Source organism: Roseicella frigidaeris (genome assembly GCF_003258945.1).
Lineage (GTDB): Bacteria > Pseudomonadota > Alphaproteobacteria > Acetobacterales > Acetobacteraceae > Paracraurococcus > Paracraurococcus frigidaeris.
Window position 1 is genome coordinate 270,182 of record NZ_QLIX01000001.1, and the last position, 26,993, is coordinate 297,174.

The window sequence follows — 26,993 nt, forward strand, 5'->3', positions numbered from 1 at the left end:
CGCGGCGTGGGCGACTCCGGCGCATCGCCCCGGGGCCGCTTATAGCAATCGGCCGGCCTCCTGGCCGGGGGAAGGGGCCATCGTGCCGATATCGCAGTGATTCGCCTGTTACGTGAATTGCGCCAAGGGCCGGCTCCGCGCCAGCCTGGACGGGGCGATTGCCTGGACGGGGCGATTGAAGGAACGCATCCAACCGCCCAGGATTATCGTCCATGCGCCCCGTCCCGCGGGACCTGGCGTGCCCAGACTCGAGGATCGCCATCCTGTCTTCCGCCTCGCTGCCGCGCCGCCGGCTCGGCCTGCTTGCCACCACCCTGGTGCTGGCGGGCCCCCTGCTGCCGCTTTCGGCCTGCGCGCCGCATCCCGCCGCGGCGCAGCGCGGCCTGATCCCGGATTTCGCCGACCTCGCCGAGCGGGTGCAGCCGGCCGTCGTCAACATCGCCGTCACCTCCGAGCAGCGGGCCGAGATCCCGCCCGAGCTCCGCGGCACGCCCTTCGAGCGCTATTTCCGGGACCGCATGCGCAACCGCCGGCAGGAGGTGCAGGGCGCCGGATCAGGCTTCGTCATCGACCCGGCCGGCTACATCGTCACCAACAACCATGTCGTCGGCAATGCCAGCAAGGTGGTGGTGGCGTTGCAGGACGGCTCGGAGCTGCAGGCCCGCGTCGTCGGCACCGACGACCTGACCGACCTCGCCCTGCTGAAGGTCGACCCGCGCGGGCCGATGACCAGCGTCTCCTGGGGCTCCTCGGCGGCCGCCCGGGTCGGCTCCTGGGTGCTGGCGGCGGGCAACCCCTTCGGCCTTGGCGGCACCGTCACCGCCGGCATCATCTCCGCCCGCGGCCGGGAGATCGGCGCCGGGCCCTTCGACGACTTCATCCAGACCGATGCGGCGATCAACCCGGGCAATTCCGGCGGCCCGCTGTTCAACGCCGCCGGCGAGGTGATCGGCATCAACACGGCCATCTACTCGCCCTCCGGCGCCTCCGCCGGCATCGGCTTCGCCACCCCCTCGGACCTGGCGCGGCCGGTGATCGAGCAGCTCCGCCGCGACGGCCGGGTGGAGCGGGGCTGGCTCGGGGTCTCGGTGCAGGACCTGCTGGGGGAGGACGGGCGGAGCGGGCGCCGCGGCGTGCTGATCGCGGGCGTCGAGCGCAACAGCCCCGCCAGCCGCGCCGGGCTGCGGCAGAACGACATCGTCATCGCCATCAACGGGGAGCGGATCGAGACCTCCCGCGCCCTGGTGCGCACCGTCGCGGCGGTGCCGCCCGGCCAGACCCTGCGCCTGACCCTGGTGCGGGAGGGGCGGGAGCGCGAGTTGCCGGTCCAGGTGGGGCGGCGGCCCGGAGCCGGCTAGGGCGTGATCGCTCGAGCTAGAGCAGATCCCGATTAGGGGGACGCACCTAACCGGGTGAAGATGCTCTGAAAACAAAAGCCTAGGGTGCTTCCCCTGAACCGGTGTTCAGGGGAAGCACCCTGGACTCACCGGAAAGCGTGACTCACGCGATCAAAGACACGGCCTGGAGCATGGCCCGCGAACCGGGGTGAGCGGATCGTGGTCCAGGACGGGCAGGCCGGCGGCAACAAAGCCCTGGCATCCCGGTGCCGTTATCCGCAGGATTCCGGCACCGGGGCGCCAGGGCCCGGCCGGCCAGGGAATGATAAGCCGCGGGCCCGCGGCCGGTCAGCATGGTGCAGAATCAATCTGCCCGGCAAATGGCCGCAAGGTGGTTCAGGGGCAGGAAGGGTGCGACAGCCGCGGGCACGCTCCCGGCGCGCCGGACAGGGACGGGAAGACGATGCGGATACTGCTGGTCGAGGACGATGCCGAGGTCGCGCGCTTCGTGCGCAAGGGCCTGCAGGAGGCCGGCCATACGGTGGAGCATGCGACCAATGGCCGCGACGGGCTGTTCCTCGCGGCCTCCGAGCAATTCGACATGCTGGTGCTCGACCGCATGCTGCCGGGGGGCGTGGATGGCGTCCGCCTGGTCGAGACGCTGCGCAGCCAGGGCAACCGCACCCCGGTGCTGTTCCTCTCTGCGCTCTCGGCGGTGGATGAGCGGGTGAAGGGGCTGAAGGCCGGCGGCGACGACTACCTCACCAAGCCCTTCGCCTTCGCCGAGCTGCTGGCGCGGGTCGAGGCGCTGGGCCGCCGCCCCTCGGTGGATGCGCCGGCGACCAAGCTGCGGGTCGCCGATCTCGAGCTCGACCTGCTCTCGCGCACCGTCACCCGGGCGGGCAAGCGCATCGACGTGCAGCCGCGCGAATTCCGCCTGCTCGAGCACCTGATGCGGCATGCCGGGCAGGTGGTGACGCGGACCATGCTGCTCGAGAAGGTCTGGGACTACCATTTCGACCCCCAGACCAACGTCATCGACGTGCATGTCTCGCGGCTGCGGCAGAAGCTCGACAAGGGGTTCGACCGGCCGCTGATCCACACCGTCCGCAACGCCGGCTACATGATCCGGGCCGAGCCCTGAGCCGGGCCCGCGGGTGAGCGACCCGTCCCTCCCGGCCGGGCGGCTCCCCCTGCCGCGGCGCCTCGGCGGCGGCGGCAAGCCGGCCGGGCTGTCGGGCGCGCCGAGCCTCGCCCTCGGGCCGCCGCGGCTGCTGAAGAGCGCCGGCTTCCGCTTCGCCACCCTCTTCGCCGCCATGTTCGCCATCGCCGCGATCGCGCTCGTCGCCGTGCTGTGGTGGGCGACGGCCGGCGCGCTGGACCGGCAGACCGATGCGGCGGTCCGCGCCGATGCGATCGCGCTGGCCGAACGCTGGCGCGAGGCCGGCACCTCGGGGCTGGCCGAGGCGATCGAGGAACGGCTCGCGGTCGATGTCGAGAACGAGTCGATCTACCTCCTCATGGATGCCGAGGGGACGCGGCGCATCGCCGGCAACCTCGATGGCTGGCCCCGTGGCCAGACCGATGGCGTGCCCTGGTTCCGCACCCGGGTGATCCATGACGGGCTCGCGGTGGATGCGCGGCTGCACCGGCTGGAACTGCCGGGGCTGCGGCTGCTGGTCGGGCGCGACGAGACCGAGCGCAGCGAGCTGCGCCGGCTGCTCACCGAGGGGGTGGTCTGGGCCTCCGGCGCCGTCCTCGTCTTCGCCCTGATGGGCGCCTGGCTGATCCGCCACGCGCTGCAGGCCCGGATGGGACCGGTCTTCGCCACCACCGCCGCCATCGCCGGCGGCGACCTCGCCTCGCGTGTCACCCTGTCCGGCCGCGGCGACGAGTTCGACCGGCTGGCCCAGACGCTGAACGCCATGCTCGACCGCATCGCCTCCCTGATGGAGGGGGTGCGCGGCGTCTCGGACGCCATCGCGCACGACCTGCGCACGCCGATCGCCCGCGCCCGGGCCAAGCTGGAGGACGCGCTGGCGACCTCGGCGGATGGCGAATCGCTGCGGGCCGTGGTGGAGCAGGGCATCGCCGATCTCGACGGCATCAGCCGCATCTTCCAGGCGCTGCTGCGCATCGCCGAGGCGGAGGCCGGGGCCCGCCGCGCCGCCTTCGCGCCCTTCGACCTGGCGCCTGTCCTGGCGGATGCCGCCGAGATCTACGAGGCGACCGCCGAGGCGCGCGGCCAGCGGATGCTGACCGACCTGCCGGAACGGCTCGACCTGGTGGGCGACCGCGACCTGCTGCTGCAGGCGGTGGCGAACCTGCTCGACAACGCCATCAAATTCACCCCGCCCGGCGGCACCGTGCAGCTTGCCGCCCGCCGGACGCCGGAGGGCATCGAGGTGACGGTGGCCGATAACGGGCCGGGCCTCGCGCCGGAGGACCGGGCGCATGCCGGCGAGCGCTTCTTCCGTGCCGACAAGGCGCGGGCGACCCCCGGCTCCGGCCTCGGCCTCTCCCTCGTCCGCGCCGTCGCGCATCTGCATGGCGGCGAGGTCCTGCTGGAGGATGCGGCGCCGGCCCGGCCGCAGCCGGGGCTTCGGGCGGTGGTGCGGCTGCCGCGGGCATGACCGAAGCGTCATGTTATGCCCACGGTTTCTTGAGCAGGCAGGCGGCACTGTCCGCGACGATGTCCTCCGTCCTGGTCCCGCCCGCGCTGCTGCTGTCGCTCGTCCTGCCGGCTGCGGCGGAACCGAGCCCGCGCGTGACCACCGACACGGCCGAGTACTGCACCAGCCTGGTCGCCCGGCTGGCCGGGCTGCCGGCGGCGAAGCAGGAGCCCTCGCGCTCGCTCGCCGCCGAGGGCGAGCGGCTCTGCGGCAGCGGCCATGTCCGCACCGGCATCGCCAAGCTGCGCCGCGCGGTGCGGGCGGCGATGGCCACGCCCTGAGGCCGGGCCTCCCGCCAAGGACACTCGTGGACGCGGCGGAGCTGGATGACGGTGGCCTGGCCGACGACAGGCCGGCGCGCCGTCCGGGAGCCGGTGCGGCCGCGACGCGCCCCGGCCGGGGCCGGCTTGAGGCGGGTCCGGGCCAAGCCTAAGCTCGCCGCAGTCCCGGGGGAAGCGATGTGAGCGAATTGCTGTTCGAGAGGCAGGGCGGCGTCGCCGTCATCACCCTCAACCGGCCCGACAGCGGCAATGCCTTCACCCTCGAGATGCTGGCCGACTGGGAGCGGGCGCTGCGCGAATGCATCGCCGACGCCGCCATCCGCGCCGTGGTCCTGACCGGCGCCGGCCGCATCTTCTGCTCGGGCGGCGACGTCAAGCGCATGGCCCGCAACGCCGCCGCGGGGCAGGGGCCCTGGGACCGGTCGAAATACCTGACCGACCATGTCCACCGCATCCCGCTGACGGTGCTGGAGCTCGACAAGCCCTATCTCGTCGCGGTGAACGGCGCGGCGACCGGCGCCGGCATGGACATGGCGCTGATGGGCGACCTGCGCTTCGCCGCCGAGAGCGCGCGCTTCGCCGAGAGCTACATCAAGGTCGGCTTCGTCGCCGGCGATGGCGGCGCCTGGATGCTGCCGCGGCTGATCGGCACGCCGAAGGCGCTCGAGATGCTCTGGACCGGCGATTTCGTCGCGGCCGCGGAGGCGGAGCGGATCGGCCTGGTGAACAAGGTGCTGCCGGATGCCGAGTTGCTGCCGCACACCATGGCGGTGGCCGAGCGCCTGGCCAGCGGCCCGACGGTCGCCATCCGGCTGATGAAGCGCATGGTGCGCCAGGGCGCCGCCAGCAGCTTCCCCGAGGCGCTCGCCTTTGCCGCGAGCTGCGTCGGCGTGGTCAGCGGCACCGAGGACTACCGGGAGGCGACCGCCGCCTTCGCCGAGAAGCGCAAGCCGGCCTTCCAGGGCCGCTGAGGGCGCGCCGCGACCATGACCCGCCCCTGCCTGCCCTACCTGCCCCCCGGCCGGCGCCCGGGCTTCGCCGTGCCGCCCGGCGCCTGCGACAGCCATGTGCATGTCTTCGGCCCCCATGACCGCTTCCCGCTGGCGGCCGACCGCAGCTACACGCCGATCGAGGCGCCGGTGGAGGCCTTCCTCGCGCATCTCGACGGGCTCGGCTTCGCGCGCGGCGTCATCGTCACGGCGAGCGCCCAGGGGACCGACAACGCGGCGATGCTGGACGCGCTGCGGCGCCACCCCGATCGCTTCCGCGGCGTCGCCGTGCTGCCGCCGGAGACCGACGACCGGACCCTCGATGCGATGACCGCGGCCGGGGTGCGCGGGCTGCGGCTCAACCTGCTGCGCGGCGCGGGCGGCGAGCGCACCTACCGCAACGGCGTCGGCCTGGAGAGCCTGGAGGCGCTCGGCCCGCGGCTGCGCGAGCGCGGCTGGCACCTGCAGATCTGGATCCATGCCCGCGACCTGGCCGAGGCCCTGCCGGCGCTGGAGCGGCACGGCATGGAGCTCGTCATCGACCATATGGGCCGCATCTCGACCCGCGAGGACACACCGGAGCATCCCGGCTTCCGCCTGCTCTGCGAGTTGCTGCGCGACGGGCGGGCCTGGACCAAGATCTCGGGCGCCGACCGGATCACCGGCGGCGAGGCGCCCTGGTCCGCGGCCGATCCCTATGCCCGGGCGCTGCTGGCGGCGAATGCCGCGCGCTGCGTCTGGGGCACGGACTGGCCGCACATCGCCTATTTCGACCGGCCGATGTCCGAGGATGCGGCATTGGCCGACAAGCTCGCCGAGTGGTGCCCGGACGCCGCCATGCTGCGGGCGGTGCTGGTGGACAACCCGGCCAGGCTCTACGGCTTCTGACGGAAGGAAAGTCCCGATGCTCGATGGAATGACCTGGCGCGTCCCCTCCCTGCGCCACAAGGTGAGCCCGGAGGAGTGGCAGGCGCGCGTCGACCTCGCCGCCTGCTACCGGCTGGTCGACCTCTACCAGATGAGCGACCTGATCGCGAACCACGTCTCCGTCCGCGTGCCGGGCGAGGACGCCTTCCTGATCAACGCCTATGGCCTGCTCTACGAGGAGATCACCGCCTCCTCGCTGATGAAGATCGACTATGACGGCAACGTGCTGCTGGCGCCGGACTTCCCCGGCGGGCAGCAATACGGCGTCAACCGCGCCGGCTTCGTCATCCATTCGGCGATCCACCGGGCGCGGCACGACCTCGCCTGCGTCGCCCATACCCATACCTGGGCGGGGATGGCGGTCTCGACGCTGGAATGCGGGCTGCTGCCGAACACCCAGACCAGCATGCGCTTCGCCCATGTCAGCTACCACGACTTCAACGGCGTGGTGCTCGACCTGTCGGAGCAGGAGCGGCTGGTGCGCGACCTTGGCGACAACAACGCCATGATCCTGCGCAACCACGGCCTGCTGACGGTCGGCCGCACCATCCCGGAGGCCTTCAACGCGCTGCATCGCCTCGAGCTCTCCTGCAAGACGCAGATCGCGGCGATGTCCTGCAACAGCCCGATGGTCGCCGTGCCGCCCGAGGTGGTCGAGAAGACCTACATGAACTACCAGCCGCATGTCCGCCGGCCCTTCGGCGTGCTCGACTGGCCGGCGCTGCTGCGCAAGCTCGACCGCATCGATCCGAGCTACCGCGACTGAGCGGGGCGAGACGGCTGCCATGGCCGGCGCGGCGCCCGGCATCCTGCTCTCGGATGTCGCGGCGGCGCGGCACGGCGCGCGCATCCGCGCCGCGGCGCCGGCCGCCCGGCTGATCCCGGTGCCGCCGGAGGGGCCGATGCCGGAGGCGGCCGGGGCGGAGATCGGCTTCGTCACCCGCGACCTCTTCCTCGGCGGCACCCGGCACCGGCTGAACCCGCGCTTCCTTCGCTTCACCGACTTCCTGCAGACGGTGCCGAGCCTGCGCTGGGTGCAGACCTTCTCCGCCGGCACCGATATGGCGGTCTACCAGGCCATGCTCGGGCGCGGGCTGCTGCTGACCAACAGCGCCGGGGCGAGCGCGACCACGGTGGCGCAGACCGCGATCGCCGGGCTGCTCGCCCTCGCCCGGCAATTCCCGCGCGTGCTGGAGGCGCAGCGCCGCCGGGCCTGGGAGCCGCTCTACGGCGCCGCCGAGCCGCGCGCCTTCGAGGGGCAGACCGCCCTCGTCATCGGCACCGGCCCGATCGGGCAGGAGATCGGCCGGCTCTGCCGCGCCTTCGGCCTGCGGGCGGTGGGCGTCCGGCGCGACCCGGAGGCCGGCCTGCCGCCTGGCTTCGACGCCGTCGCCGGTTTCGCCGATCTGCCGGACCGGCTGCCGCAGGCCGATTGGCTGCTGCTCGCCTGTCCCCTCACCACGACGACGCGCGGGCTGATCGACGCGGCGGCGCTCGCCCGTCTGCCGCCGGGGGCGCAACTGGTGAATGTCTCGCGCGGCGGCGTGGTGGCGGAGGCGGCGCTGCTCGCGGCGCTGCGGGAGGGCCGGCTCGCCGGCGCCTTCCTCGATGTCTTCGAGGCCGAGCCGCTGCTGCCCGACAGCCCCTTCTGGGCGCTGCCGAACGTCATCGTCTCGCCGCACAGCGCCGCCGCCTCGGATGGGCTGCCGGAGCGGGTGGCGGCGATCTTCTGCGACAACCTCCGCCGCTGGCTCGCCGGCGCGCCGCTCGCCAACCTGGCGCGGCCAGTGGCCTGAGACCGGGCGCAACCCTCCGGCTTGCCTGGGCCTTCGCGCCGCCGCGCCATCAGGCGCGCCTGATGGCGCGACGCGCGGCGCCCATGCGGGCGCTCGGCCCTGCGGGCCGCAGGCCAGCACGTCGTGCGACGGGTATGAGCCCTCGCTTCAACGCAGCGCGAAGCCGATCATCCGGCCGAGGGTCAGTGGCTTGCCGCCGGTGACCGCATCCAGCGGCCGGAAGCCGCGCCGGCTGTGCAGGAAGGAGGTGGGGTCGAGCCAGAGCAGGCCGATCAGCGTCTCGGCGACGATCCGGCTGCCCACCGGGCCGAGATGCTGCCCGCCCATCGCCGCGCCGTCGCGCTGCGGCTCGCTGGCGCCGTAATACTCGGCCTCGCGCAGCACGTAGTACCAGAGCGGCGCATGGCTCCGGAGCGGCGCGCCCGGCGGGTCCACCCAGTCCCTGCGCACCGCCCGCCGCGCCTTCGCCGTGCTGGCCAATGCGTCGCGGATCTCGGCATCGCCCGCCGGCGGCGGCACGAAGGAGCCGGCGCCCCAGAGGATGTCGTCCGGCAGCGGCGCGATGCCGAGCGCCTGCGCCACCGCCTGGCCGGAGGGCAGGCGCAGCAATTGGCCGCGCTTGAGGTTGCGGAAGGCGAGGTTGCCGAGGATCGAGGCCGGGCTGCCGGGCGGCGTCGCCGCGTTGAAGAACTCCGGCAGGTCCTGCAGCGGCTCGGCGAGCAGCGCGTCGATGCGGTAGGAAGGCTGCGGCAGCACCGCCGGCTTGCCGCCCACCCGCACGCCGCCCGCGACGCCCTCGACATCGTCGAGGAAGAAGGACCAGTCGATGCCCCAGAAGGCCGGCAGGGTGCCGGGGAAGCCGTTCAGGTTCTCCGTCCCGCGCGGATCGCGGCTGAAGGTCGGGATGCGCTCCTTCGCCGGGTCGCCGCCCTCCTTGCGGGCGAGCACCACCTTGTTCAGCGAGTAGCTCGGCCGCACCATGGAGTGCCCGAAGCGATAGGCGGCGCCGGAGAATTCCAGCGGCATGTAGGGGTATTTCGCCTCCTGCTGCAGGTAGTGCTGCAGCCGCGGCGTGCCGCCCGGGTTCAGCACCTCCGCGACCATGCCCGGCGAGCAGATCCGCTGCAGGAAGTCGTGCACCACGACCCATTGGTAGTGCCAGCGGAGGATGGTCGCGGCGGCGGCGAAGCGCGCCTCGGGCGTCGAGCGGTCGGCGCCGAAGGCATCGAGCAGCGCGTCATCCGTCACCACCTTGTTGTGGAAGGCGATGAAGGCGCCGTGGATCTGGCTGACGATCTTGTTCTCGTCGTTGCGCTTGTCGCCGAGGATCGCCGTGCCGTCCGGCAGGCGCAGGATGTCGAGGCGGGTGTTGACCGGCGCCAGCGCCTCGGCATTGACCTGCGCGCCGAGGCGCAGCCGCAGCCCGTCGCGCTCGTAGAGATAGGGCTGGTCCGCCGGGCCGCGGCCATAGACGCTGTCGAGGTCGAGCGCCGGCGAGCGGAAATCGGCGAGCGCCTCCGGATCGACCTGCGCGGCGCCGAGCGGCGTCGGGTCGAAGGTGATGTCGTGATCGACGAACTGGCCGAAATAGGTGTAGCCGGCCGGGATCGCCGCATTCTCGTCGACCGGCTCGCGCTCGGTGATCGGCGCGCCGGGATCCTGCTTGACCATCGCCTGCGCCAGCGCCGCCAGCCCCGGCTCGGGCAGCGAGGGGCAGGGCGGCAGGTCGAACATCGGGCCGAAGCGGCCGAAGGGCAGGCCGGGCGTCGCGCCGGCCGCGAGGCCGCGGATGGTCGCCGCATGGGCCGAGGAACCGGGTCTCGGTGTCGTAGGCTCCGCCATGATCGAACCCTCCCTGCGCGGCATGGGGCCGCGGGGGCGGAGGCGATCACGGCGGCTGGCCGGGACTCAATCGAAATGCATGCCCAGGAAACCGTCTCGTGCCCGGGCAATGCCGGCGCGCACGGGCGGGCACCCGCCCGGTGAGCTGGCGCACGGCGGGCGTTCAGCCCGTGCGCGCGCGCACGGCCTGCGCCGCGCGCTGCCACGCCTCCCAGGCGGCATCCGCCGCGCTGCCGGCGCGCCCGGCGGCGAGGCTCGCCGCGTTGAGCTGCCGCCGCGCCTCCTCCTTCGCTGGGCCGCTGCGGTCCTCGACCGCGGCCCGGGCCCGGTCCAGCGCCGCCTCCGCCAGCACGGCGCCGCGGATGGCGCCGCGCGCCGTCTCCAGCAGGCGGCGCGCCTCGGCCAGCGCCGCGACCAGCCCGGCGAGCTGGTCGCGGCCGGGCGCCTCGGCCGGCAGGCGTTGCAGCACGGCCTGCAGGCTCTCCAGGCTGCCGGGGCCGCCGGGCAGGCGGCGCAGCCCCTGCTCGAGATCGAGGCCGCGCCAGGGCAGCAGCCCGGGATCGCCGAGGCCGGGGTCCCAGAGCGGCACCTCCTGCCGCGCCTCCCGCTCCCAGGCGAAGCGCAACGTCACCGGCCGGCCCTCCAGCAGGCTCTCCGTGCGCAGGCCGAAATCGCCCTCGGCCGCGACGGGGAAGCGCGGCGTCGCGCCCGGCCGGCGCGGCAGGTCGATCACCATCCGGCCGCTGGCGCCGCCGGGATCGACCGCCAGCGCCACCTCCTCGCGCTGCGCCAGCCCCACCTCCACCAGGTTGCGCCGGAAGGCGATGCGCACCGGCTGCTCGCTGCCCGCCTCGGCGCGCGAGAGCTGCAGGTCGCGGTCGCTGGCGAAGGCGAGGAGCCGCTGTTCCGCCGGTGCCACGGCCCGCAGCTCGGCATCGCCGAGCCAGCGTCCGTCCGCGTCATACAGGGCGGCGAGCCCGTCCGGCAGCACATGGCCGCTGGCATTGCCGAGCCGCACCGCGTTCAGCGGATGCCGCGCCGCGAGGTCCTGCACCCACCAGAGCCGCTCCGCCGGCAGCCGCGCATCGAGGAAGGGCAGGTTGGCCGTCTCGCCGCCGCGAATGGTGACGGGGTTGGGCAGGGTGAAGGCGATGCGCCCCGGCGAGGCCTCCGCCATGGCCTCGGCGAGCGCCGCCACCGGCGCGGCCGCCGCGGCGGCGGGCGCGGCGCGGCGCTCGAAGCGCTTCGCATCGGCCATCGCCTCGGCCAGCGGGGCAGGCGGCGCCGGCCGCGGGCCGGTATCCGGCTCCACCGTGACCGGGGCCGCGCCGCGCACCGGCAGCACCGGCCGCGCCAGCTGCAACGGCGTGTAGAGGGGCTGCGCGAAGGCGGCGGGATTGCCGGAGACCAGGGCGAGCTGCACGCCCTCCCAGTCGGCGCCCGAATGGTTCTCCACCACCGCCCAGCCCTGCAGCCGCGCCTCGCCCGTGCCGCCTTCGGGCAGCACCAGCCGCCAGGAGGGCTTCCAGAGCGGCGCCGCCGTCACATAGGTGAGCCCGACCCGGCGTGGCGCGGTGGCGCCCGCGAGGCGGATGGAGAGGCGCCGCATATCGGCGCTGCGGCTGGTGGCGAGGGCCTCCGTGGCGCGGGCGAGCTGGGCGGCGAGGGCGGGATCGGCGAGGCGGAGCTGCTCGCCCTCGCGCAGCAGCAGCAGGCGCAGCCCCGCCTCCGTCAGCAAGGTCACGCGCAGCCCGGCCTCGCCCTCCTCGGCATCGAGCAGCCGGCCGGTCGCCTCGCCCGCCACCACCGCCTGGCCGCGCAGCGCCCGCATCAGGCTGGCGCGGTCGGCGAAATCCTCCGGGCGCAGCGGCAGGCCGCGGAAGGCCTCGGCGGCGAGGTCCTGCGCCGCCAGCCGCACCTCCTGCACCTGCCCCGCGGGGTCGCGCAGCAGCAGGGATTTCAGCAGGTCGTCCACCGCCGCGAGCGGGGCGTCGAGCGTGATGGCGGCCTCGGCCGCCAGCTCGCCCTCGCGCTCGACCTGCATCAGCCCGGCATTGGAGAGGGTGACGCGCCGCACCGGCAGCTCGGCCGCGAAGCTGGGCCGGGGGAGGATGGGCCAGAGGAGGATGGGCCAGGGGAGGATGGGCAGGGCGAGGATGGGCAGGAGCAGGGTGATGCGCATGCGGGCCTCCTGGCGAAGCGTGGTTTCCGTCATGGCGCCGCCGGCCGGGCCTGCCGGGCCAGCGCCGCCGCGGCGGCGAAGGCGGCGAGCGAGAAGCCGAGCCCGGCGCCGAAGACCGCCACGTGGCTCTCCCCCGTCGCGGCGAAGAGGGCGGCGAGGGCGAAGCCCACCGCCGTCTGCACCACCGCGAAGGCCGCCGTGCACTGCACCCAGAGGCCGGTCGCCCGGGCGCCCGCGATCTCCCGCGTCACCCCGAGCGTCACCGCCGTGACGCCGACCGCGGCGAAGCCCGCCAGCGCCGCCGCCGGCAGCACCAGTGGCGCATAGGGCGGCAGGGCGAGGGCCAGCGCCAGGACCTGCACCAGCAGCCAGAGCCGGAGCGTCGGCCGGCCGCCGAGGCGGTCCGCCACCCGCCCGCTTAGCACCCCGCCGGCGATGCCGGCGAGGCCGAAGACCAGCCAGAGCAGGGCGCCGATGCCGATGCCGAGGCCGCGGCCGCGGGCGGCGAGATCGGCCAGGTAGACCATGGGCGGCACCATCCCGGCGCCGTGCAGCCCGTAGAGCAGCAGCAGCAGCCGGGCGCGCGGCGGCGCCTCCGCCGCGACGCCCCGCATCGCCATGTCCGGCCAGCGCGGATGCGCGAAGCCCCAGAGCAGCAGGACGAGGCCGCCGAGGCCGAGCCAGGTGGCGGCCAGCCCGGCCGGCAGCAGCGCCGGCACGGCCAGCGCGCCGACGGCGATGCCGAGCCCGACCCCGGCGATGACCATGCCGCCGGCCGCGCCGCGCCGCTGCGGCGGCACCGAGGCCTGGGTCGCCGGGCCGGCCAGCGCCATCAGCAGCCCGCCGGCGACGCCGGCCAGGGTCCGCCAGGCGAGGAACCAGGGAAAGCCGCCATTCCAGGCGCAGGCGGCCAGCGACAGCACGATCAGCGCCATGCCGGCATCGAGCGTGCCCGGCACGCCGAGCCGCCGGCCGGCGGCGCGGCCGAGCAGCGTGCCGATCAGGTAGCCGAGCAGCGCCGCGGCGCCGAGGGTTCCCGCCTCGCCGCCGGTGACCCAGCCCTGGCCGACCATGGCGGGGAAGAGCGGCACATAGGCGAAGCGGGCGAGGCCGTTGCCCGAGGCGGTGGCGGCGGCGCCGGCCAGGGCATGGCGAAGGAAGGAGGACACGATCCGACCCTAATGCAGATCGATGCCGCCGCCGAATGCCGACCCTCCCTCCGCCTGTCGTTCCCGCCATGGATCGGGGCCGGCCCAGGGCCGTTCCGCGCACCCATCGGTCGCGCGCCTTGCCACGATCGGGGGGCCATCGCCGTCATGTTTCCGGAACTGGCACGCGGTACCCGCTGTTTCAGCAGCATGTCTGATGCCACCCAGCGCTGCGAAGCCAGGCTGCTCGCGCAGCAGACCGCGCTTGCGCGTTTCGGGGAGCGGGCGCTGCAATCGGAGGACCTGGAGGAAATCCTGCACGAGGCCTGCCGGCTGGTCGCCGAGGGTCTCGATACCGGCCTCGCCAAGGTGCTGGAGCTGCAGGGCGACGGCCGCACCCTGGTGATGCGGGCCGGTGTCGGCTGGCGGCCGGGCCTGATCGGCGCGCTGGCGCTGCGGGCCGAGGCGGGGACGCTGGAAGCGCTGCTGCTCGAGACCGAGATGCCGGTGGTCGCCGCCGACTGCGCGACCGATGGCCGCTTCGCCCTGCCCGGCTTCATGCAGGAGCATGGCGTGCGCGCGGTGGTGAACGTCGTCGTCGCCGGCGCCGACGGCAAGCGGCCCTATGGCATCCTCGAGGTCGACAGCCGCGAGGCGCGGCGCTTCACCGAGGACGAGGTCGCCTTCCTGCAATCCTACGCCAACATGCTGGCCGCCGCGGTCGGGCGGCTGCGCGCCGGCGACGAGTTGCGCGCCAGGACCAGCGAGGTCGAGCGCCTGTTCCGCGAGTTGCAGCACCGCGTCAAGAACAACCTTCAGGTCATCATCGGCCTGATGCAGCTGCAGGCGCGCCGCGCCGGCACGCCGGAGACGCTGGAGGCGCTCCGGGTGGTGCGCCAGCGCGTCGATGCCCTCCGGCTGCTGCACGACAAATTCTACTTTGCCGGCGATGTCGACCGGGTCGATCTCGGCGCCTATCTCAGCGAGTTGGCCGGCACGCTGCTGCGCTTCCACGAGGACGGGCAGCGGCAGGTCCGCCTCGTGCTGGAGATGCGCTCCCAATTCGTTCCGCCGGAACAGGCGGCGCCGCTCGGCCTGATCGCGCACGAGTTCGTCGCCAACAGCCTCAAGCACGCCTTCGACGGGACCGAGGGCAGCATCGGCCTCCGGCTGGAGCCGGCGCGGGGCGGCGAGGTGCGGCTGACCCTCTGGGACGACGGCCGCGGCCTGTCCGGCGCCCCCTCCGCCGGCACCGGGATGCGACTGATGGACCGCTTGGCGCAGCAGCTCTCGGCGCGCATCATATGGGCGGGCAGCGGGCGCGGGACGCGGCTCACCCTTCTGTTCCGTCCGCTCCCGGCACGGTGAAGTCCTCACGACCTCAGGCTTCGGTAACCATTGCTCATCCAGATTCTTTTGCTGGCATAGCGATGCCGGCACCGCTCTACCGAGGCATGATGGACGTGCAAGCAGGGGCGCCCCTGGCGCTGGTCGTGGAAGACGAGGCGCTATTGGCCCTCGAAATGGAAGACCTTCTGATCAACGAAGGGTTCGATACGCTCATCGTCGGCTCGGCGGCCGGCATGGCGACGGTCTCCGCGGCCGCAATCACGGTGGCGGTGGTCAATCTGCGCCTCAACGGGCAGCTCGTCGGCTACGGGATCATCCAGGACCTGCGGCGGCAATGCCCGAACCTGCCGGTGGTGGTGGTCACGGGCTACGACGCCGATGCGCCGCAGGCCAATCTGCGCGGCCTCGGCTGGCCGACGGTGCGGCTGCAGAAGCCGCAGCATGGCGACCGGCTGATCCCGGCGGTGCGGGACGTGCTGCGGCAGGCCTCGCAGGGGCTGCGGCCGGTGGGCGGACGGCGGGAGGTCGACCGGGCCGCCGGGGCCTGAGGCCGCGCCGGAGGCTGGAGCAGACCCCGTTCGGGCGGAACCACGCGAACGGGTGAAGGTGCTCTGAAAACAAAGGGCTAGAGCAGATCCCGATCAGGTGGACTCACCTGATCGGGTGAAGATGCTCTGAAAACAATAGTCTGGGGCGCTTCCCGTGGACGCATGGGAACGGAAAATGCTCTGGGGCCCGGCCCGGTCCCTGGCGGCGCCGCGTCGGGCCTCGTCCGTCAGGCGCCGCCGGCCGTCCTCAGGGCGTGCCCGGCTCGGCGCTGAAGAGCTCGCGCTTGCCCGGCTTGTCCTTCCACTCATCGGCATCGGCCGGCGGCTCACCCTTGCGGGTGATGTTCGGCCATTGCCCCGCATAGGTCCGGTTCAACTCGGCATACTCCACCGCCCGGTCGTCGCTGTCCGGCACGATGGCCTCGGCGGGGCATTCCGGCTCGCACACGCCGCAATCGATGCACTCGTCCGGGTGGATCACCAGCATGTTCTCGCCGACATAGAAGCAGTCCACCGGACAGACTTCCACGCAGTCCATGTACTTGCACTTGATGCAGTTCTCGAGAACGACATAGGTCACGGCTGACTGATCCCTCGCGCCCGGCGATGCGCCGGCGCAGAAATGGACCGCGGTGGCCGGGATGGCAAGGCGCGGGGGCTCCACCCTGCTGCGGGTCAGCCCTGCGGCGACGGGGGCGATGGCGCGGAGAGATCCTCGAACAGCCCCCGCGCCTCGCTCGCCGGGCCGCGCCGGTCGCCGAGCGCCAGCACCCGCCAGATCCGCACCACGCCGCGCTCCGGCGAGCCGAGCGCGAGCGTCAGCACATCACCGGGGCGCAGCCGGGCATGCGGCTTGTCCGTGGGCTGGCGATTGATGCGGACGCCGCCGGCCTCGACCATCCGGCTGCAGGCGGCGCGGGTCTTGGCGACCCGCGCGCACCAGAGCCATTTGTCGAGCCGTTGCCAGTCGCGGTCCTCCCCGCCCTCGGCCACCGCCTGCGCCTTCCCCGCCCCGGGACGGTCAGCTCTGCTGCAGCTTCAGGCGGGCGAGCACGGCGAAGGGCGAGTCCGGATCCGGACCCGCCGGCTCGGCCGGCTTGCCGCGCGGCAGGGCCTCGGCCCGGTCCCCCCGATCCGGGCGCGGCCCCCGCGGGCCGCGATCCTCCTCGCGCCGGTCCGGCCGTGGGCCACGTGGCGGCCCGCCGGGACCGCGGTCGCGGTTCTGGAAGGGCTTGCCGCCGAAGCCGCCGCGCGAGACCTCCAGCCTACCCGGACCCTTGCGCAGCTCGGGCGGGATGGGTGGACCGTAGAAGATCATGGCGGCGCTGGTCGGCGGCGGCAGCGGCGCCTCCGGCATCGCGGCGGGGCGTGCCTCGCGCGGCGGGCGCTGGTCGCGGTCCCGCCGCGGCGGGCGGTCCTGCCAGGCGCGCGGCTCCTGCCGGTCGCGGGGCGGCTGCCCCTCCCGGCCGGCCCGCGCCTCCTGCCGCTCGCGCGGCGGCCGCGCCGGGCCGCGCTCCTCGCGCGGGCCTTCCCGCACCCCATCGCGCGCTCCGTCCCGGGGCCCGTCCCTTTGGCCCTCGCGCCGGGGCGGGCGCTGGCCTTCCCGCCGCGGCGGCCCCTCGGGACGTCCCTCCGGACGCCCCTCTGGGCGTCCCTCGGGGCGCGCCCCCTGGCCGTGCCGCGGGCCGCGATGCGGATGGTGGTGCTGCGGCCGCGGCTGGGCGACGCGCAGCGGCATCGGCGGGCCATACTCGTTCTCGGCGAGCGGCGGCGGCTCGAGCAGCCGGAAGCCGAGCGCCGTCAGCGCCGGCGCCAGCGTATCCGCCTTGACGCCGAGCCGGCTGGCGAGGTCGGGCGGCGGCGGCGCCGGGGCGCGGCGGGTCAGGAAGCCGAGCTCGGCCGCGATCCGCTCCGCCACGTCGAGCCGCAGCAGCACCGAGCCGGCGGGCAGCCAGCCCATGGCCTGGGCGAAGCCGGGCGGCCAGCCGGCGGGCGGCGGCGCCTCCGCGGACGGGGCCGCCTCGCCCTCCGCCGGCTCGCGCAGATGCAGCGCGACCAGGCCGGGGGCCGGCAGCGCCGGCGTATCGATGTTGCGCGACATCGCCCAGAGCTGGGCGCGCAGCGCCATGGCGCGCGGCTTCAACGCCTCCGGCACGAAGAGGGCGAAGCGGCCGGCGCGCACCCCAATCGCCTTCAGCTTCTGCCGCAGCTCCTGGCCCACCGAGGCATTGGTGTTGCCGGGAACCAGGCCGAGATGCTCGCGGAGCTGGTAGGCGGGGCCACGCAGCGCCCCCTCGGCCTCGGCCTTGGTCTCGATGGTCGCGAGGATGGCCAACTCCTTGCCGACCAGCCCCTCCACCCATTTCGCCAGCCGCGCCCGCACCCGCTCGCGCTGGGCGCCGTCGAGGAACTCGCTCGCCAGCACCTCGACCTGCGGCTTGCCCGGCTCGGCGCCGGGGCGCAGCCGGGCGATCTCGGCCGGCTCGGCGCCCGGGCTGGTCCAGGTGACGCGATGGGTGGGGGTGAGGGCGAAGACCTCGTCCTTCGCCGTCTCCACCGCGGCGACCCGGCGCGGCATCTCCTCGCGCAGCGCCCGGCGGGCGGCGCGGAGCACCAGCTTGCGCTCCTCCTCCGTCGCGCCCTCGGCCTCGGGGTGGAAGAGGAAGCCGGCGATGCGGCCGACCGGATGCCCCTCCACCACCACCTCGCCCTGGCGGGTCACGGCGGAGAGCACATCCTCCTCGGTGTCGTCGAGGCTGCGGATGAGATGCGCCGCCCGGCGGTCGACGAAGCGGGCGGTCAGGCGCTCGTGCAGGGCATCCGAGACCGCGTCTTCGGCGCGGCGCGCCTCGGCCTGGACGCTCGCGGCGTCGCGGGTCCAGTCGGCGCGGGCGGCGATGTAGGACCAGACGCGGATATTGGCGAGCCGCGCCATCAGCGTGTCGAGGTCGCCCTCGGTGTTGCCGCATTGGGCGATCTGCCCGGCCACCCACTCGTCCGGCAGGGCGCCGTCCTCGGCCAGGTGCCGGAAGATGCGGCCGCAGAGCCGGACATGGGTGTCGTCCGCGAGCTTGCGGAAATCCGGCACCTGGCAGGCTTCCCAGAGCAGGCGGACGCGGCTGCGCCCCTGCGCCAGGCGCCGCACCTCCTCCTCCCGGGCGAGATGGGAGAGGGTGACGAAATCATCCGCGTCATGGCCGCGGGCCAGGCCGGGGAGGGGCGGCGGCGCCGAGAGGCTGCCGAGCAGCGCGTCGATGCCGCTGAAGTCGAGCTCCGCGTTGCGCCAGGCCAGCGTCTGCAGCGTCTCGAAATTGTGGTTCTCGATCTTCTCGACGATCTCCTCCGGCAGGGGCGGGCAGTCGCCCGTGGTGCCGAAGGTGCCGTCGCGCATGCCGCGCCCGGCCCGGCCGGCGATCTGCGCCGCCTCCTGCGCCGTCAGCATGCGGGCGGCGTGGCCGTCGAATTTCTGCAGGGCGGCGAAGGCGACATGGTCGACATCCATGTTCAGCCCCATCCCGATGGCGTCCGTCGCCACCAGGAAATCGACCTCCCGGTTCTGGTAGAGCGCCACCTGGGCGTTGCGGGTGCGCGGCGAGAGACGCCCCATCACCACGGCGCAGCCGCCGCGGCGGCGGCGGATCGCCTCGGCGATCGAATAGACCTCGGCGGCCGAGAAGGCGACGACGGCGCTGCGCGGCGGCAGGCGGGTGAGCTTCGCCGGGCCGGCATGGGAGAGCTGGGAGAGGCGCGGCCGGGTCTCGATCTCGGCCTGCGGCACCAGGCGCTGCAGCAGCGGGCGGATGGTCTCGGCGCCCATGAACATGGTCTCGACCATGCCGCGGGCGTTCAGCAGCCGGTCGGTGAAGACATGGCCGCGATCGGGATCGGCGCAGAGCTGGATCTCGTCCACCGCGACGAATTCCACCCGGCGGTCGAGCGGCATGGCCTCCACCGTGCAGGCGAACCACTTCGCCTCCGGCGGGACGATCTTCTCCTCCCCCGTGATCAGGGCGACGTGGCGCTCGCCCTTGGCGGCGACCATGCGGTCGTAATTCTCGCGCGCCAGCAGGCGCAGCGGGAAGCCGATGATGCCGCTGCTGTGGGCCAGCAGGCGGGTGATGGCCAGATGCGTCTTGCCGGTGTTGGTGGGGCCCAACACGGCCTTGACCCGGGCATCGAACATGGGGGTGTGGGGGTCGGGCATGCGGGCCCATGCATGGGCCGGATGCGCGCGATTTGCAACCGTGAGGGGCGGGTGTCAGGAGGCGCCAGGGCAGGGCGCATAGGGCAGGGCGCGCAGGGGAGGCAGGGGTGCCGGGATCGCGGGGACCGTTTGGCAGGGCCGGTGGCGGCGGGGGCGCCAGGGATGGTGCGCGGGCGCTCGTGCCCCCGCCGGGCGCCGGAGGCCGCGCGGGCCGGCGGCCCCGGCCCGGCCGGCCTCCCCGGGCCGCCTGAGCCCGATGTCGGTCCCCCTCCGCTTCGCCCTGCTCTTCGCCGCGCAATTCGCCGCGGTGGGCGTGCTGATGCCCTTCCTGCCGGCGGTGCTCGCCGCGCAGGGCCTGTCGCCGCAGCAGATCGCCCTGCTGCTGGCCGGCGCCTCGGCGGTGCGGCTGCTCGCCGCCCCGGCGGTCGGCCGCGGCGCCGACGGCGCCGGCGATGCCCGCGGCGTGCTGATGCTGGCCGCGTCGCTGACGAGCCTCGCCGTGACCGGCTTCGCCCTCGCCGAGGGCTTCGCGGCGCTGCTCCTGGTTGCGCTGCTCCATGCGCTGGTGAATGCGCCGGTCGTGCCGCTGACCGATGCGCTCTGCCTCGGCGCGGCGCGCGAGCGGGGCTTCGACTACGGGCGGGTGCGCTCGGCCGGCTCGCTCTCCTTCATCCTGGCGGCGGTGGCGGCCGGCCAGGCGGTCGGGCTGCTCGGCGTGACGAGCGTGATCTGGCTGGCCTCGGCCTGCCTGGCGCTCACCGTCCTCGCCGCGCGCGGCCTGCCGGCGTTGCGGGCCGGCCGGCGGGACGGCGGCGGCTTCCGCGCCCCCTTCGCCTCGGCGGGCTTCCGCCGGCTGCTGCCGGTCTCGGCCCTGATCCAGGGCAGCCATGCCCTCTATTACGGCTTCGGGACGCTGCACTGGCAGGCGGCCGGCCTCTCGCCCGGGACCATCGGCCTGCTCTGGGCGGAAGGCGTGGTGGCCGAGGTCGCGCTCTTCCTCTGGGGGCGGCCGCTGGTGGAGAGGCTGGGGCCCTCCGGCCTGGCGATGCTCGCGGCCGCGGCCGGGATGCTGCGCTGGAGCGTCACCGCCGAGACCACCTGGCTGCCGGCGCTCGCCGCCGTGCAGCTGCTGCACGCCGCGACCTTCGGGGCGCAGCACCTGGCGGCGATGCGCGTGCTGGCCGGGCTGCCGCCGGCCCAGGCGGCGACGGCGCAGACCTTGCATGCCTCGCTCGGCGTCGGCCTTGCCTCGGGTCTGCTGACCTTCGCCTCGGGGCCGCTCTACGCGGCGCTGGGCGGCCAGGGATTCTGGGTGATGGCCGGACTCTGCGCCCTGGCGCTTCCCCTGGCCTGGCGACTTGCGCCCGCGACGCAGGGTGCGACGATGCGCAGGGTCCTGACGCGTCGATGACCGCAACCTGCCTGTCCTCCCGGCGAGCCTGTGGTCCCGGGCGGGGCCGCAGCCCGCGGCGGGGGAGCCTCGGAGCATGCTTCTCGATTTCATTCTGCGCCGCCTGATCCGGACCGGGCGCCTCACGGTCCACGCGGCCGATGGAACGGTCCGGCATTACGGCCCGGACGCCGCCCCGGCCGCGGGCATGGCCCTGCGGAGCCCGGCGGCGGCGCGCCGGCTGGGGCGCAATCCCGCCCTCGCGCTTGGCGAGCTCTACATGGAGGGCGCGCTCGAACCGGTCGACTGCAGCCTGTATGCCTTGCTCGAGCTGCTGGTGGCCAATGTCTGGTCCGAGGAAACCTCGACCCTCGAGCGGTTGCTCACCCAGTCGCGCACGCTGCACCGGCAATTGGCGCAGTTCAACCCGGCCCGGCGGGCGCGGCGCAACGTGGCCCATCACTACGACCTGGACGGGCGGCTGTTCAGCCTCTTCCTCGACCGCGACCGGCAATATTCCTGCGCCTATTGGCGGACCGGCGAGGAGACGCTGGAGGCGGCGCAGGCGGCGAAGAAGCGGCACATCGCCGCCAAGCTGAAGCTCGACCGGCCGGGGCTCGAGGTGCTCGACATCGGCTCGGGCTGGGGCGGCATGGCGCTGACCCTGGCGCGGGACTGGGGCGCGCGGGTCACCGGCATCACCCTCTCCGAGGAGCAACTCGCCTATTCCCGGGCGCGGGCGGAGGCGGAGGGGCTGGCCGACCGGGTGCGCTTCGAGCTGATGGACTACCGCACCTGGCGCCGCCCGGTGGACCGGGTGGTCTCGGTCGGCATGTTCGAGCATGTCGGGCTGCCCGACTATCGCCGCTTCTTCCGGCAGGTGAGGGAGACGCTGACGCCGGACGGGGTGGCGCTGATCCACGCCATCGGCCGGTCGAGCGGCCCGGGCCTGACCAATGCCTGGGTGCTGAAATACATCTTCCCCGGCTCCTACTGCCCGGCGCTGTCGGAGGTGCTGCCGGCGATCGAGCAATCCGGCCTCTGGGCGACCGATATCGAGATCCTGCGGCTGCACTACGCCATCACGCTGCGGGAATGGCGGCGCCGCTTCGCCGCCAACCGCGACACCATCCAGGCCCTCTACGACGAGCGCTTCTGCCGCATGTGGGAGTTCTACCTGGCGCTCTGCGAGCTGGCCTTCCGCCGCAGCGACCACATGAACTGGCAGATCCAGCTGACCCGGGAGCGGGAGGCGCTGCCGCTCACCCGCGACTGGATGGTCGAGGCGGAACGGGCCAGGGAGAGGGCCGGCCCGGGGAGCGCCTGAGCGCCCGCGACAGGGCGCCGGGTGGGTGAAGCGGTTTCTGGATTAGTGTCGAAATCGATCCGGAATGGCCCTCACGGGCGGCGATCGGCACCGCGAGGGCCGGCGCCTCGTCCGGATGATCCAAATTATCGTTTCTGATTACGAAAAATTCCTGTTAAGGGTTTGTTTGCAACAACGTTGTCGCGAGGAAATGGCCGTTTCACCCGCTATGGGCCTTTTTTGTTCCGTACTCGGAACAAAATCCGGAGCGCCAGGGATCTGGCTGCGGGGGCCAGGACCCCCGGCGATGCCGCCCTGACGACGCCCAGGACCCGCCGCGTCCCGCCCCCCAATCCCCCCTGACCGCCGGACCGGCCCGGTTCCGGCCCCCATCCGCCATCACCGCATCCAAGAGAGGACCAGCCCATGTCTCCACAGCCCCTCGGCACCTCGGGCGACGACACCGCCGCCTTCAACGCCGCCAATGCCGGCATCCGCTACGAGGCGGAGGACGGCAACGACCGCGTCACCGGCTCGCGCTACGCCGACAGCATCGATGGCGGGACCGGCTACGACGCCATCGATGGCGGCGCCGGGGATGACACCATCCGCGGCGGCGAGGGCGTCGATCGCGTGAAGGGCGGGACCGGCAACGACACCTTCCTGTTCCTCGCCGGCGACCTCGTCGCCAATCCGGGCGCCGTCGCCACGCCGCTCGGCAATGTGGACTGCATCATCGACTTCGCCGGAGCCGGCAGCGTCTCCGGCGGCGAGCAGGACACGATCCTGCTGAGCGGCTTCTCCACCGGCGCCAGGCTGGTGTTCGACCACTATGCCGCGGACCGCGTGCCGACGAACGGGACCTACAGCCTGGTCGAGAACCAGGCGATGCAATACTACCGCGTGGTGGACCCGCTCGCCCCGGCCAACGACGGCTGGCTCCTGGTGAAGATGCAGGACGGCGTCAACCATCTCGGCGCCGGCGATTACGCCTTCACCGATCCGGTCTACCAGGCGCCCACCAATATCGCGCTCGCCGCCGGCAGCGTGGCCGAGAATGCCGCCGGCGCGGTCATCGGCGCCCTGACGGTGACCGACCCGGATGTCGGCGACCACATCACCTTCGCCGTCTCCGACAACCGCTTCGAGGTGGTGGCGGGGGCGCTGAAGCTGAAGGACGGCCTCTCGCTCGACTACGAGGCCACGCCCTCGGTCGCCCTCGACATCACCGCGACCGATGCGGGCGGGCTGTCGTTGACGCGATCCTTCACCATCGCCGTGGCCAATGTCCAGGAGCCGGTCGTCGCGACGGGCGAGCACTACGCCACCAACGAGGACAAGGCGCTGACGGTGGCGGCGGGGGCCGGTCTGCTGGCCAATGACAGCGCCGGCGACGGGCCGGTGCACCTGGCCGCCGGGACCTATGCCACGGCCGCCGGGGGCAGCATCGCCATCCAGGCGAACGGGGCCTTCGTCTACACGCCGAAGGCCAATTTCCACGGCGCGGACAGCGTCACCTACACCGTCCTCGACCCCGATGGCGACGGCGCCCAGGCCACCGCCAGCTTCACGGTCGCCGCGGTGCAGGACCCGGTGGCGCGCATCTCGCTCAGCACCGTGGCGAGCGGCACCGGCGGCTTCAAGATCCTCGGCGAGGCGGATGCCGACAATGCCGGGCGCGCCGTCTCGGCGGCCGGCGACGTGAACGGCGACGGCTATGCCGACGTCATCATCGGCGCGCCCTACAACGACAGCGACGGCACCACCGACAACGGCGCCGCCTATGTGGTCTACGGCAAGGCGGTCGGCGCCACGGTGGACCTCGACGACATCGCCGCCGACCCCTCGATCGGCTTCAAGATCCTCGGCGAGGCAAACACCGATATCGCCGGCTACGCCGTCGCCGGCGGCGGGGACGTGAACCATGACGGCTATGCCGACCTGATCATCGGTTCGCATCTGAACGACAGCGACGGCACCTCCGGCAATGGCGGCGTCTATGTGGTCTTCGGCGGCCCGACCCACGGGACGGTGAACCTCGACAGCATCGCCACCGGCACCTCCAGCCTCGGCTTCAAGATCCTCGGCGAGAAGTACCTGGACTATGCCGGCCGCTCGGTGGCGAATGCCGGGGACGTGAACGGCGACGGCAAGGCCGATATCGTCCTCGGCGCCTACAAGAACGACAGCGACGGCAGCACCGACAACGGCGCCGCCTATGTGGTGTTCGGCAAGGCCACCGGCAGCACGGTCGATCTCGACGACGTGGCGACCGGCACCTCCAGCCTCGGCTTCAAGATCCTCGGCGAGTCGAACAACGACTGGGCCGGCCTCGCGGTGGGCGGCGCGGGCGACGTGAACGGCGACGGCAAGGCCGACGTCGTCATCGGCGCCCACTACAACGACGGCAACGGCAAGACCGACAACGGCGCCGCCTATGTGGTGTTCGGCAAGGCCACCAGCGCCACGGTCGATCTCGACGACGTGGCGACCGGCACCTCCAGCCTCGGCTTCAAGATCATCGGCGAGCTGGCCGAGGATCATGCCGGGCTTTCGGTGGCCATCGCGGGCGACGTGAACGGCGACGGCCTCGCCGACCTCATCGTCGGCGCGCCCAGCCATGACGGCAACGGCAAGACCGACAGTGGCAGCGTCTATGTGGTGTTCGGCAAGGCGGGGGGCGCCGCGGTGAAGCTCGCCGACATCGCCGCCGGCAACTCCGCGCTCGGCTTCAAGATCATCGGCGAGAAGAGCAACGACGCCGCCGGCAACTCCGTCTCGGCGGCCGGGGACCTGAATGGCGACGGCCTGGCCGATATCCTCATCGGCGCGCCGCAGAACACCACCAACGGCCATGCCCAGAGCGGCGCCGCCTATGTGGTGTTCGGCAAGGCGGATGGCGCCGCGGTGAAGCTCGCCGACCTCGCCAACGGCACCTCCGCCCTCGGCTTCAAGCTCCTCGGCGAGGCGACCGAGGACTATGCCGGCGACACCACCGCCGTCTCGGCGGCCGGCGACGTGAACAAGGACGGCTATGCCGACCTGATCGTCGGCGCCGCCTACAACGACAGCGACGGCAGCACCGACAACGGCGCCGCCTATATCATCTATGGCCGGGCCGACTGGCTGATCTGAGCGGCCGGGGGGGAGGGGCGGCCTGCCCCTCCCGTGCCGGGGCGGGGCGGGGCCGCATCCGCCCCGGTTCGCGCCGGGGGGCTGCGGCCTGGCGCATGGCCGCGATGCCGTGCGGCCGGGGCCGGCAAGGGTCCTGGGGCCTCGGGGCCGGCCGCATCCATGATGTGGCCATCCATCCGGCGGAGACCCGGGGCGGGGGTGGCGTGGCGCCGCCGTCACGGCGGGGTGCGTCGCGCGTCCGTCCCCGTTATCCACAGCTATCCCCACGATCCACAGGGGGCGTCCCGCGCTAGAGTCGCCGCATGAACACCCTCGAACAGCCGTCCTTCATGCCCACCGGCGGGCTGCTCGGCCTCTCGCAGCGCATCCCCCCCTCCAACCTGCAGGCCGAGCAGGCGCTGCTCGGGGCGCTGCTGGCGAACAACAAGGCCTATGAGCGGGTCTCGGAGTTCCTGGCGCCGGAACATTTCGCCGATCCGGTGCATGGCCGCATCTTCCGCGCCATCCAGCGCCGGATCGAGGCCGGGCAGCTCGCCGATGTCGTGACCCTGCGGCCGGAATTCGAGCATTCCGGCCTGCTCGACGAGGTTGGCGGCCCGGCCTATCTGGCGCAGCTCCTCTCCGCCATGGTCGGCATCATCAATGCCGGCGAATACGGCCGCATCGTGCATGACTGCTGGCTGCGCCGGCAGCTCGTGGATGTGGGCGAGGAGGTGGTGAACCGCGCCTTCGGGGCGGAGGCCGAGCTTTCCGCCAAGGAGCAGCTCGAGGCCGCCGAGCAGCGGCTCTTCGACCTGGCGAAGGATGGCGGCTCGGATGGCGGCTTCGTCACCTTCGAGCGGGCGCTGACCGATGCGGTGCTGCTGGCCGAGAAGGCCTTCTCCACCCCCGGCGGCGTCTCCGGCCTGCCGAGCGGGCTGCGCGACCTCGATGCCAAGACCGGCGGGCTGCACGGCTCCGACCTGCTGATCATCGCCGGCCGCCCGGCCATGGGCAAGACGGCGCTCGCCACCAAGATCGCCTTCGGCGCCGCCCAGGCGCTGGTGCGGGAGGCGATGGAGAAGGGGGAGGGCGTGCAGCCGCGCGGCACGGTCGCCGTCTTCTCCCTCGAGATGAGCGCCGACCAGCTCGCCACCCGCCTGCTGTCGGAGAGCGCGCGGATCTCGGGCGACCGCATCCGCCGCGGCGACATCTCGCAGCGCGACTTCGACCGCTTCGTCGAGGTCAGCCGCGAGCTCGCCACCCTGCCGCTGGTGATCGACGACACGCCGGCCATCACCATCTCGGCGCTGCGCACCCGCTGCCGGCGCCTCAAGCGCACCCGCGGGCTGGAGCTGGTGGTGGTGGACTACCTGCAGCTCATGCGCCCCGCGGCGGGGACCCGGCCCGAGAGCCGGGTGCTGGAGATCTCCATGATCACCCAGGGGCTGAAGGCCATCGCCAAGGAGCTCTCGGTGCCGGTCATCGCCCTCTCCCAGCTCTCCCGGCAGGTGGAGCAGCGCGAGGACAAGCGGCCGCAGCTTTCCGACCTGCGCGAATCCGGCTCCATCGAGCAGGACGCCGACATGGTGATGTTCGTCTACCGCGACGAGTACTACCTGTCGCAGCGCGCGCCGAAGGAACTCACCTACGACAACGCCGCCAAATACGAGGAGGCGCTGACCAAGTGGCAGGCCGACATGGAGGGTGCGCACAACAAGGCGGAGCTGATCATCGCCAAGCAGCGGCACGGCCCGACCGGCACGGTGAAGCTGTTCTTCGAGAGCGAGTTCACCCGCTTCGGCGATCTCGACCAGGTGCATGGGCCGGAAACGCATTAAGGCAGGCGCATTGAGGCCACCCACGGGGCCTGCCGGCCCCGTGCCGCGCGGCCGGGGCCGGATGGC

Annotated in this window: 19 protein-coding genes and 1 pseudogene; 14 read left to right on the forward strand and 6 right to left on the reverse strand. The window is 73.3% G+C overall.

Annotation, left to right across the window (positions count from 1 at the left end):
• The first annotated feature begins 212 nt into the window (after positions 1 to 212).
• From DOO78_RS01275 to DOO78_RS01310, 8 genes are all read left to right on the forward strand, one after another.
• A complete protein-coding gene (locus DOO78_RS01275) occupies positions 213 to 1,358 on the forward strand; it encodes a trypsin-like peptidase domain-containing protein (RefSeq protein WP_111467901.1) in 1,146 nt (381 codons plus the stop codon).
• 442 nt (positions 1,359 to 1,800) lie between these two features.
• Positions 1,801 to 2,481, forward strand: a complete 681-nt coding sequence (locus tag DOO78_RS01280; RefSeq protein ID WP_111467902.1) for a winged helix-turn-helix domain-containing protein — start codon at positions 1,801 to 1,803, stop codon at positions 2,479 to 2,481.
• 13 nt (positions 2,482 to 2,494) lie between these two features.
• A complete protein-coding gene (locus tag DOO78_RS01285; RefSeq protein ID WP_243634296.1) occupies positions 2,495 to 3,970 on the forward strand; it encodes a HAMP domain-containing sensor histidine kinase in 1,476 nt (491 codons plus the stop codon).
• Positions 3,971 to 4,029: 59 nt separating this feature from the next.
• Positions 4,030 to 4,290: a hypothetical protein gene (locus DOO78_RS01290; RefSeq protein ID WP_111467903.1), complete on the forward strand. Its 261-nt coding sequence runs from the start codon at positions 4,030 to 4,032 to the stop codon at positions 4,288 to 4,290.
• Positions 4,291 to 4,469: 179 nt separating this feature from the next.
• Positions 4,470 to 5,261, forward strand: a complete 792-nt coding sequence (locus tag DOO78_RS01295) for an enoyl-CoA hydratase/isomerase family protein (protein WP_111467904.1) — start codon at positions 4,470 to 4,472, stop codon at positions 5,259 to 5,261.
• Between the two features lie 15 nt (positions 5,262 to 5,276).
• Entirely contained in the window at positions 5,277 to 6,167 is an 891-nt protein-coding gene (locus DOO78_RS01300; protein ID WP_111467905.1) for an amidohydrolase family protein, read from the forward strand.
• Between the two features lie 28 nt (positions 6,168 to 6,195).
• Entirely contained in the window at positions 6,196 to 6,972 is a 777-nt protein-coding gene (locus tag DOO78_RS01305) for a class II aldolase/adducin family protein (protein WP_207802752.1), read from the forward strand.
• A gap of 19 nt (positions 6,973 to 6,991) precedes the next feature.
• Complete coding sequence (locus DOO78_RS01310; protein WP_111467907.1) at positions 6,992 to 8,002, forward strand: D-2-hydroxyacid dehydrogenase; 1,011 nt, start codon at positions 6,992 to 6,994, stop codon at positions 8,000 to 8,002.
• Between the two features lie 147 nt (positions 8,003 to 8,149).
• Here DOO78_RS01310 and DOO78_RS01315 read toward each other — a convergent pair whose 3' ends face one another.
• The 3 genes from DOO78_RS01315 to DOO78_RS01325 all read right to left on the reverse strand — a co-directional run bounded on the left by DOO78_RS01315 (position 8,150) and on the right by DOO78_RS01325 (position 13,195).
• Positions 8,150 to 9,844, reverse strand: a complete 1,695-nt coding sequence (locus DOO78_RS01315) for a peroxidase family protein (RefSeq protein WP_165838662.1) — start codon at positions 9,842 to 9,844, stop codon at positions 8,150 to 8,152.
• Between the two features lie 163 nt (positions 9,845 to 10,007).
• Positions 10,008 to 12,026: a DUF4139 domain-containing protein gene (locus tag DOO78_RS01320; protein WP_111467909.1), complete on the reverse strand. Its 2,019-nt coding sequence runs from the start codon at positions 12,024 to 12,026 to the stop codon at positions 10,008 to 10,010.
• Between the two features lie 29 nt (positions 12,027 to 12,055).
• A complete protein-coding gene (locus tag DOO78_RS01325) occupies positions 12,056 to 13,195 on the reverse strand; it encodes a YbfB/YjiJ family MFS transporter (protein ID WP_165838663.1) in 1,140 nt (379 codons plus the stop codon).
• A 189-nt stretch (positions 13,196 to 13,384) separates the two neighbouring features.
• Here DOO78_RS01325 and DOO78_RS01330 point away from each other — a divergent pair, with 189 nt between their 5' ends.
• Together DOO78_RS01330 and DOO78_RS01335 are read left to right on the forward strand one after the other, a co-directional pair.
• A complete protein-coding gene (locus tag DOO78_RS01330) occupies positions 13,385 to 14,542 on the forward strand; it encodes a sensor histidine kinase (protein ID WP_165838664.1) in 1,158 nt (385 codons plus the stop codon).
• 62 nt (positions 14,543 to 14,604) lie between these two features.
• Positions 14,605 to 15,072, forward strand: coding sequence for a DNA-binding transcriptional response regulator (locus DOO78_RS01335; protein WP_165838665.1), 468 nt, complete (start codon positions 14,605 to 14,607; stop codon positions 15,070 to 15,072).
• Between the two features lie 247 nt (positions 15,073 to 15,319).
• Here the strand turns inward: DOO78_RS01335 and fdxA are convergent, their stop codons facing one another.
• From fdxA to DOO78_RS01350, 3 genes and pseudogenes are all read right to left on the reverse strand, one after another.
• A complete protein-coding gene (gene fdxA / locus DOO78_RS01340) occupies positions 15,320 to 15,652 on the reverse strand; it encodes a ferredoxin FdxA (RefSeq protein WP_111467913.1) in 333 nt (110 codons plus the stop codon).
• Between the two features lie 95 nt (positions 15,653 to 15,747).
• Positions 15,748 to 16,065, reverse strand: a complete 318-nt coding sequence (locus DOO78_RS01345) for an RNA-binding S4 domain-containing protein (RefSeq protein WP_111467914.1) — start codon at positions 16,063 to 16,065, stop codon at positions 15,748 to 15,750.
• 736 nt (positions 16,066 to 16,801) lie between these two features.
• Positions 16,802 to 19,276: pseudogene (locus tag DOO78_RS01350) on the reverse strand (helicase-related protein); the annotation flags it as partial.
• A gap of 256 nt (positions 19,277 to 19,532) precedes the next feature.
• Between DOO78_RS01350 and DOO78_RS01355 the strand changes: the two are divergent.
• The 4 genes from DOO78_RS01355 to DOO78_RS01370 all read left to right on the forward strand — a co-directional run bounded on the left by DOO78_RS01355 (position 19,533) and on the right by DOO78_RS01370 (position 26,927).
• Positions 19,533 to 20,687 (forward strand): MFS transporter, encoded by a 1,155-nt coding sequence (locus tag DOO78_RS01355; RefSeq protein WP_111467916.1) that lies wholly within the window; start codon positions 19,533 to 19,535, stop codon positions 20,685 to 20,687.
• 76 nt (positions 20,688 to 20,763) lie between these two features.
• Positions 20,764 to 21,993 carry an SAM-dependent methyltransferase gene (locus tag DOO78_RS01360; protein ID WP_111467917.1) on the forward strand — a complete coding sequence of 410 codons (1,230 nt, stop codon included), beginning with the start codon at positions 20,764 to 20,766 and terminating at the stop codon, positions 21,991 to 21,993.
• Positions 21,994 to 22,398: 405 nt separating this feature from the next.
• Positions 22,399 to 25,107 carry an Ig-like domain-containing protein gene (locus DOO78_RS01365; protein ID WP_111467918.1) on the forward strand — a complete coding sequence of 903 codons (2,709 nt, stop codon included), beginning with the start codon at positions 22,399 to 22,401 and terminating at the stop codon, positions 25,105 to 25,107.
• 302 nt (positions 25,108 to 25,409) lie between these two features.
• Positions 25,410 to 26,927, forward strand: a complete 1,518-nt coding sequence (locus tag DOO78_RS01370; RefSeq protein WP_111467919.1) for a replicative DNA helicase — start codon at positions 25,410 to 25,412, stop codon at positions 26,925 to 26,927.
• The last annotated feature ends 66 nt before the right edge of the window (positions 26,928 to 26,993 follow it).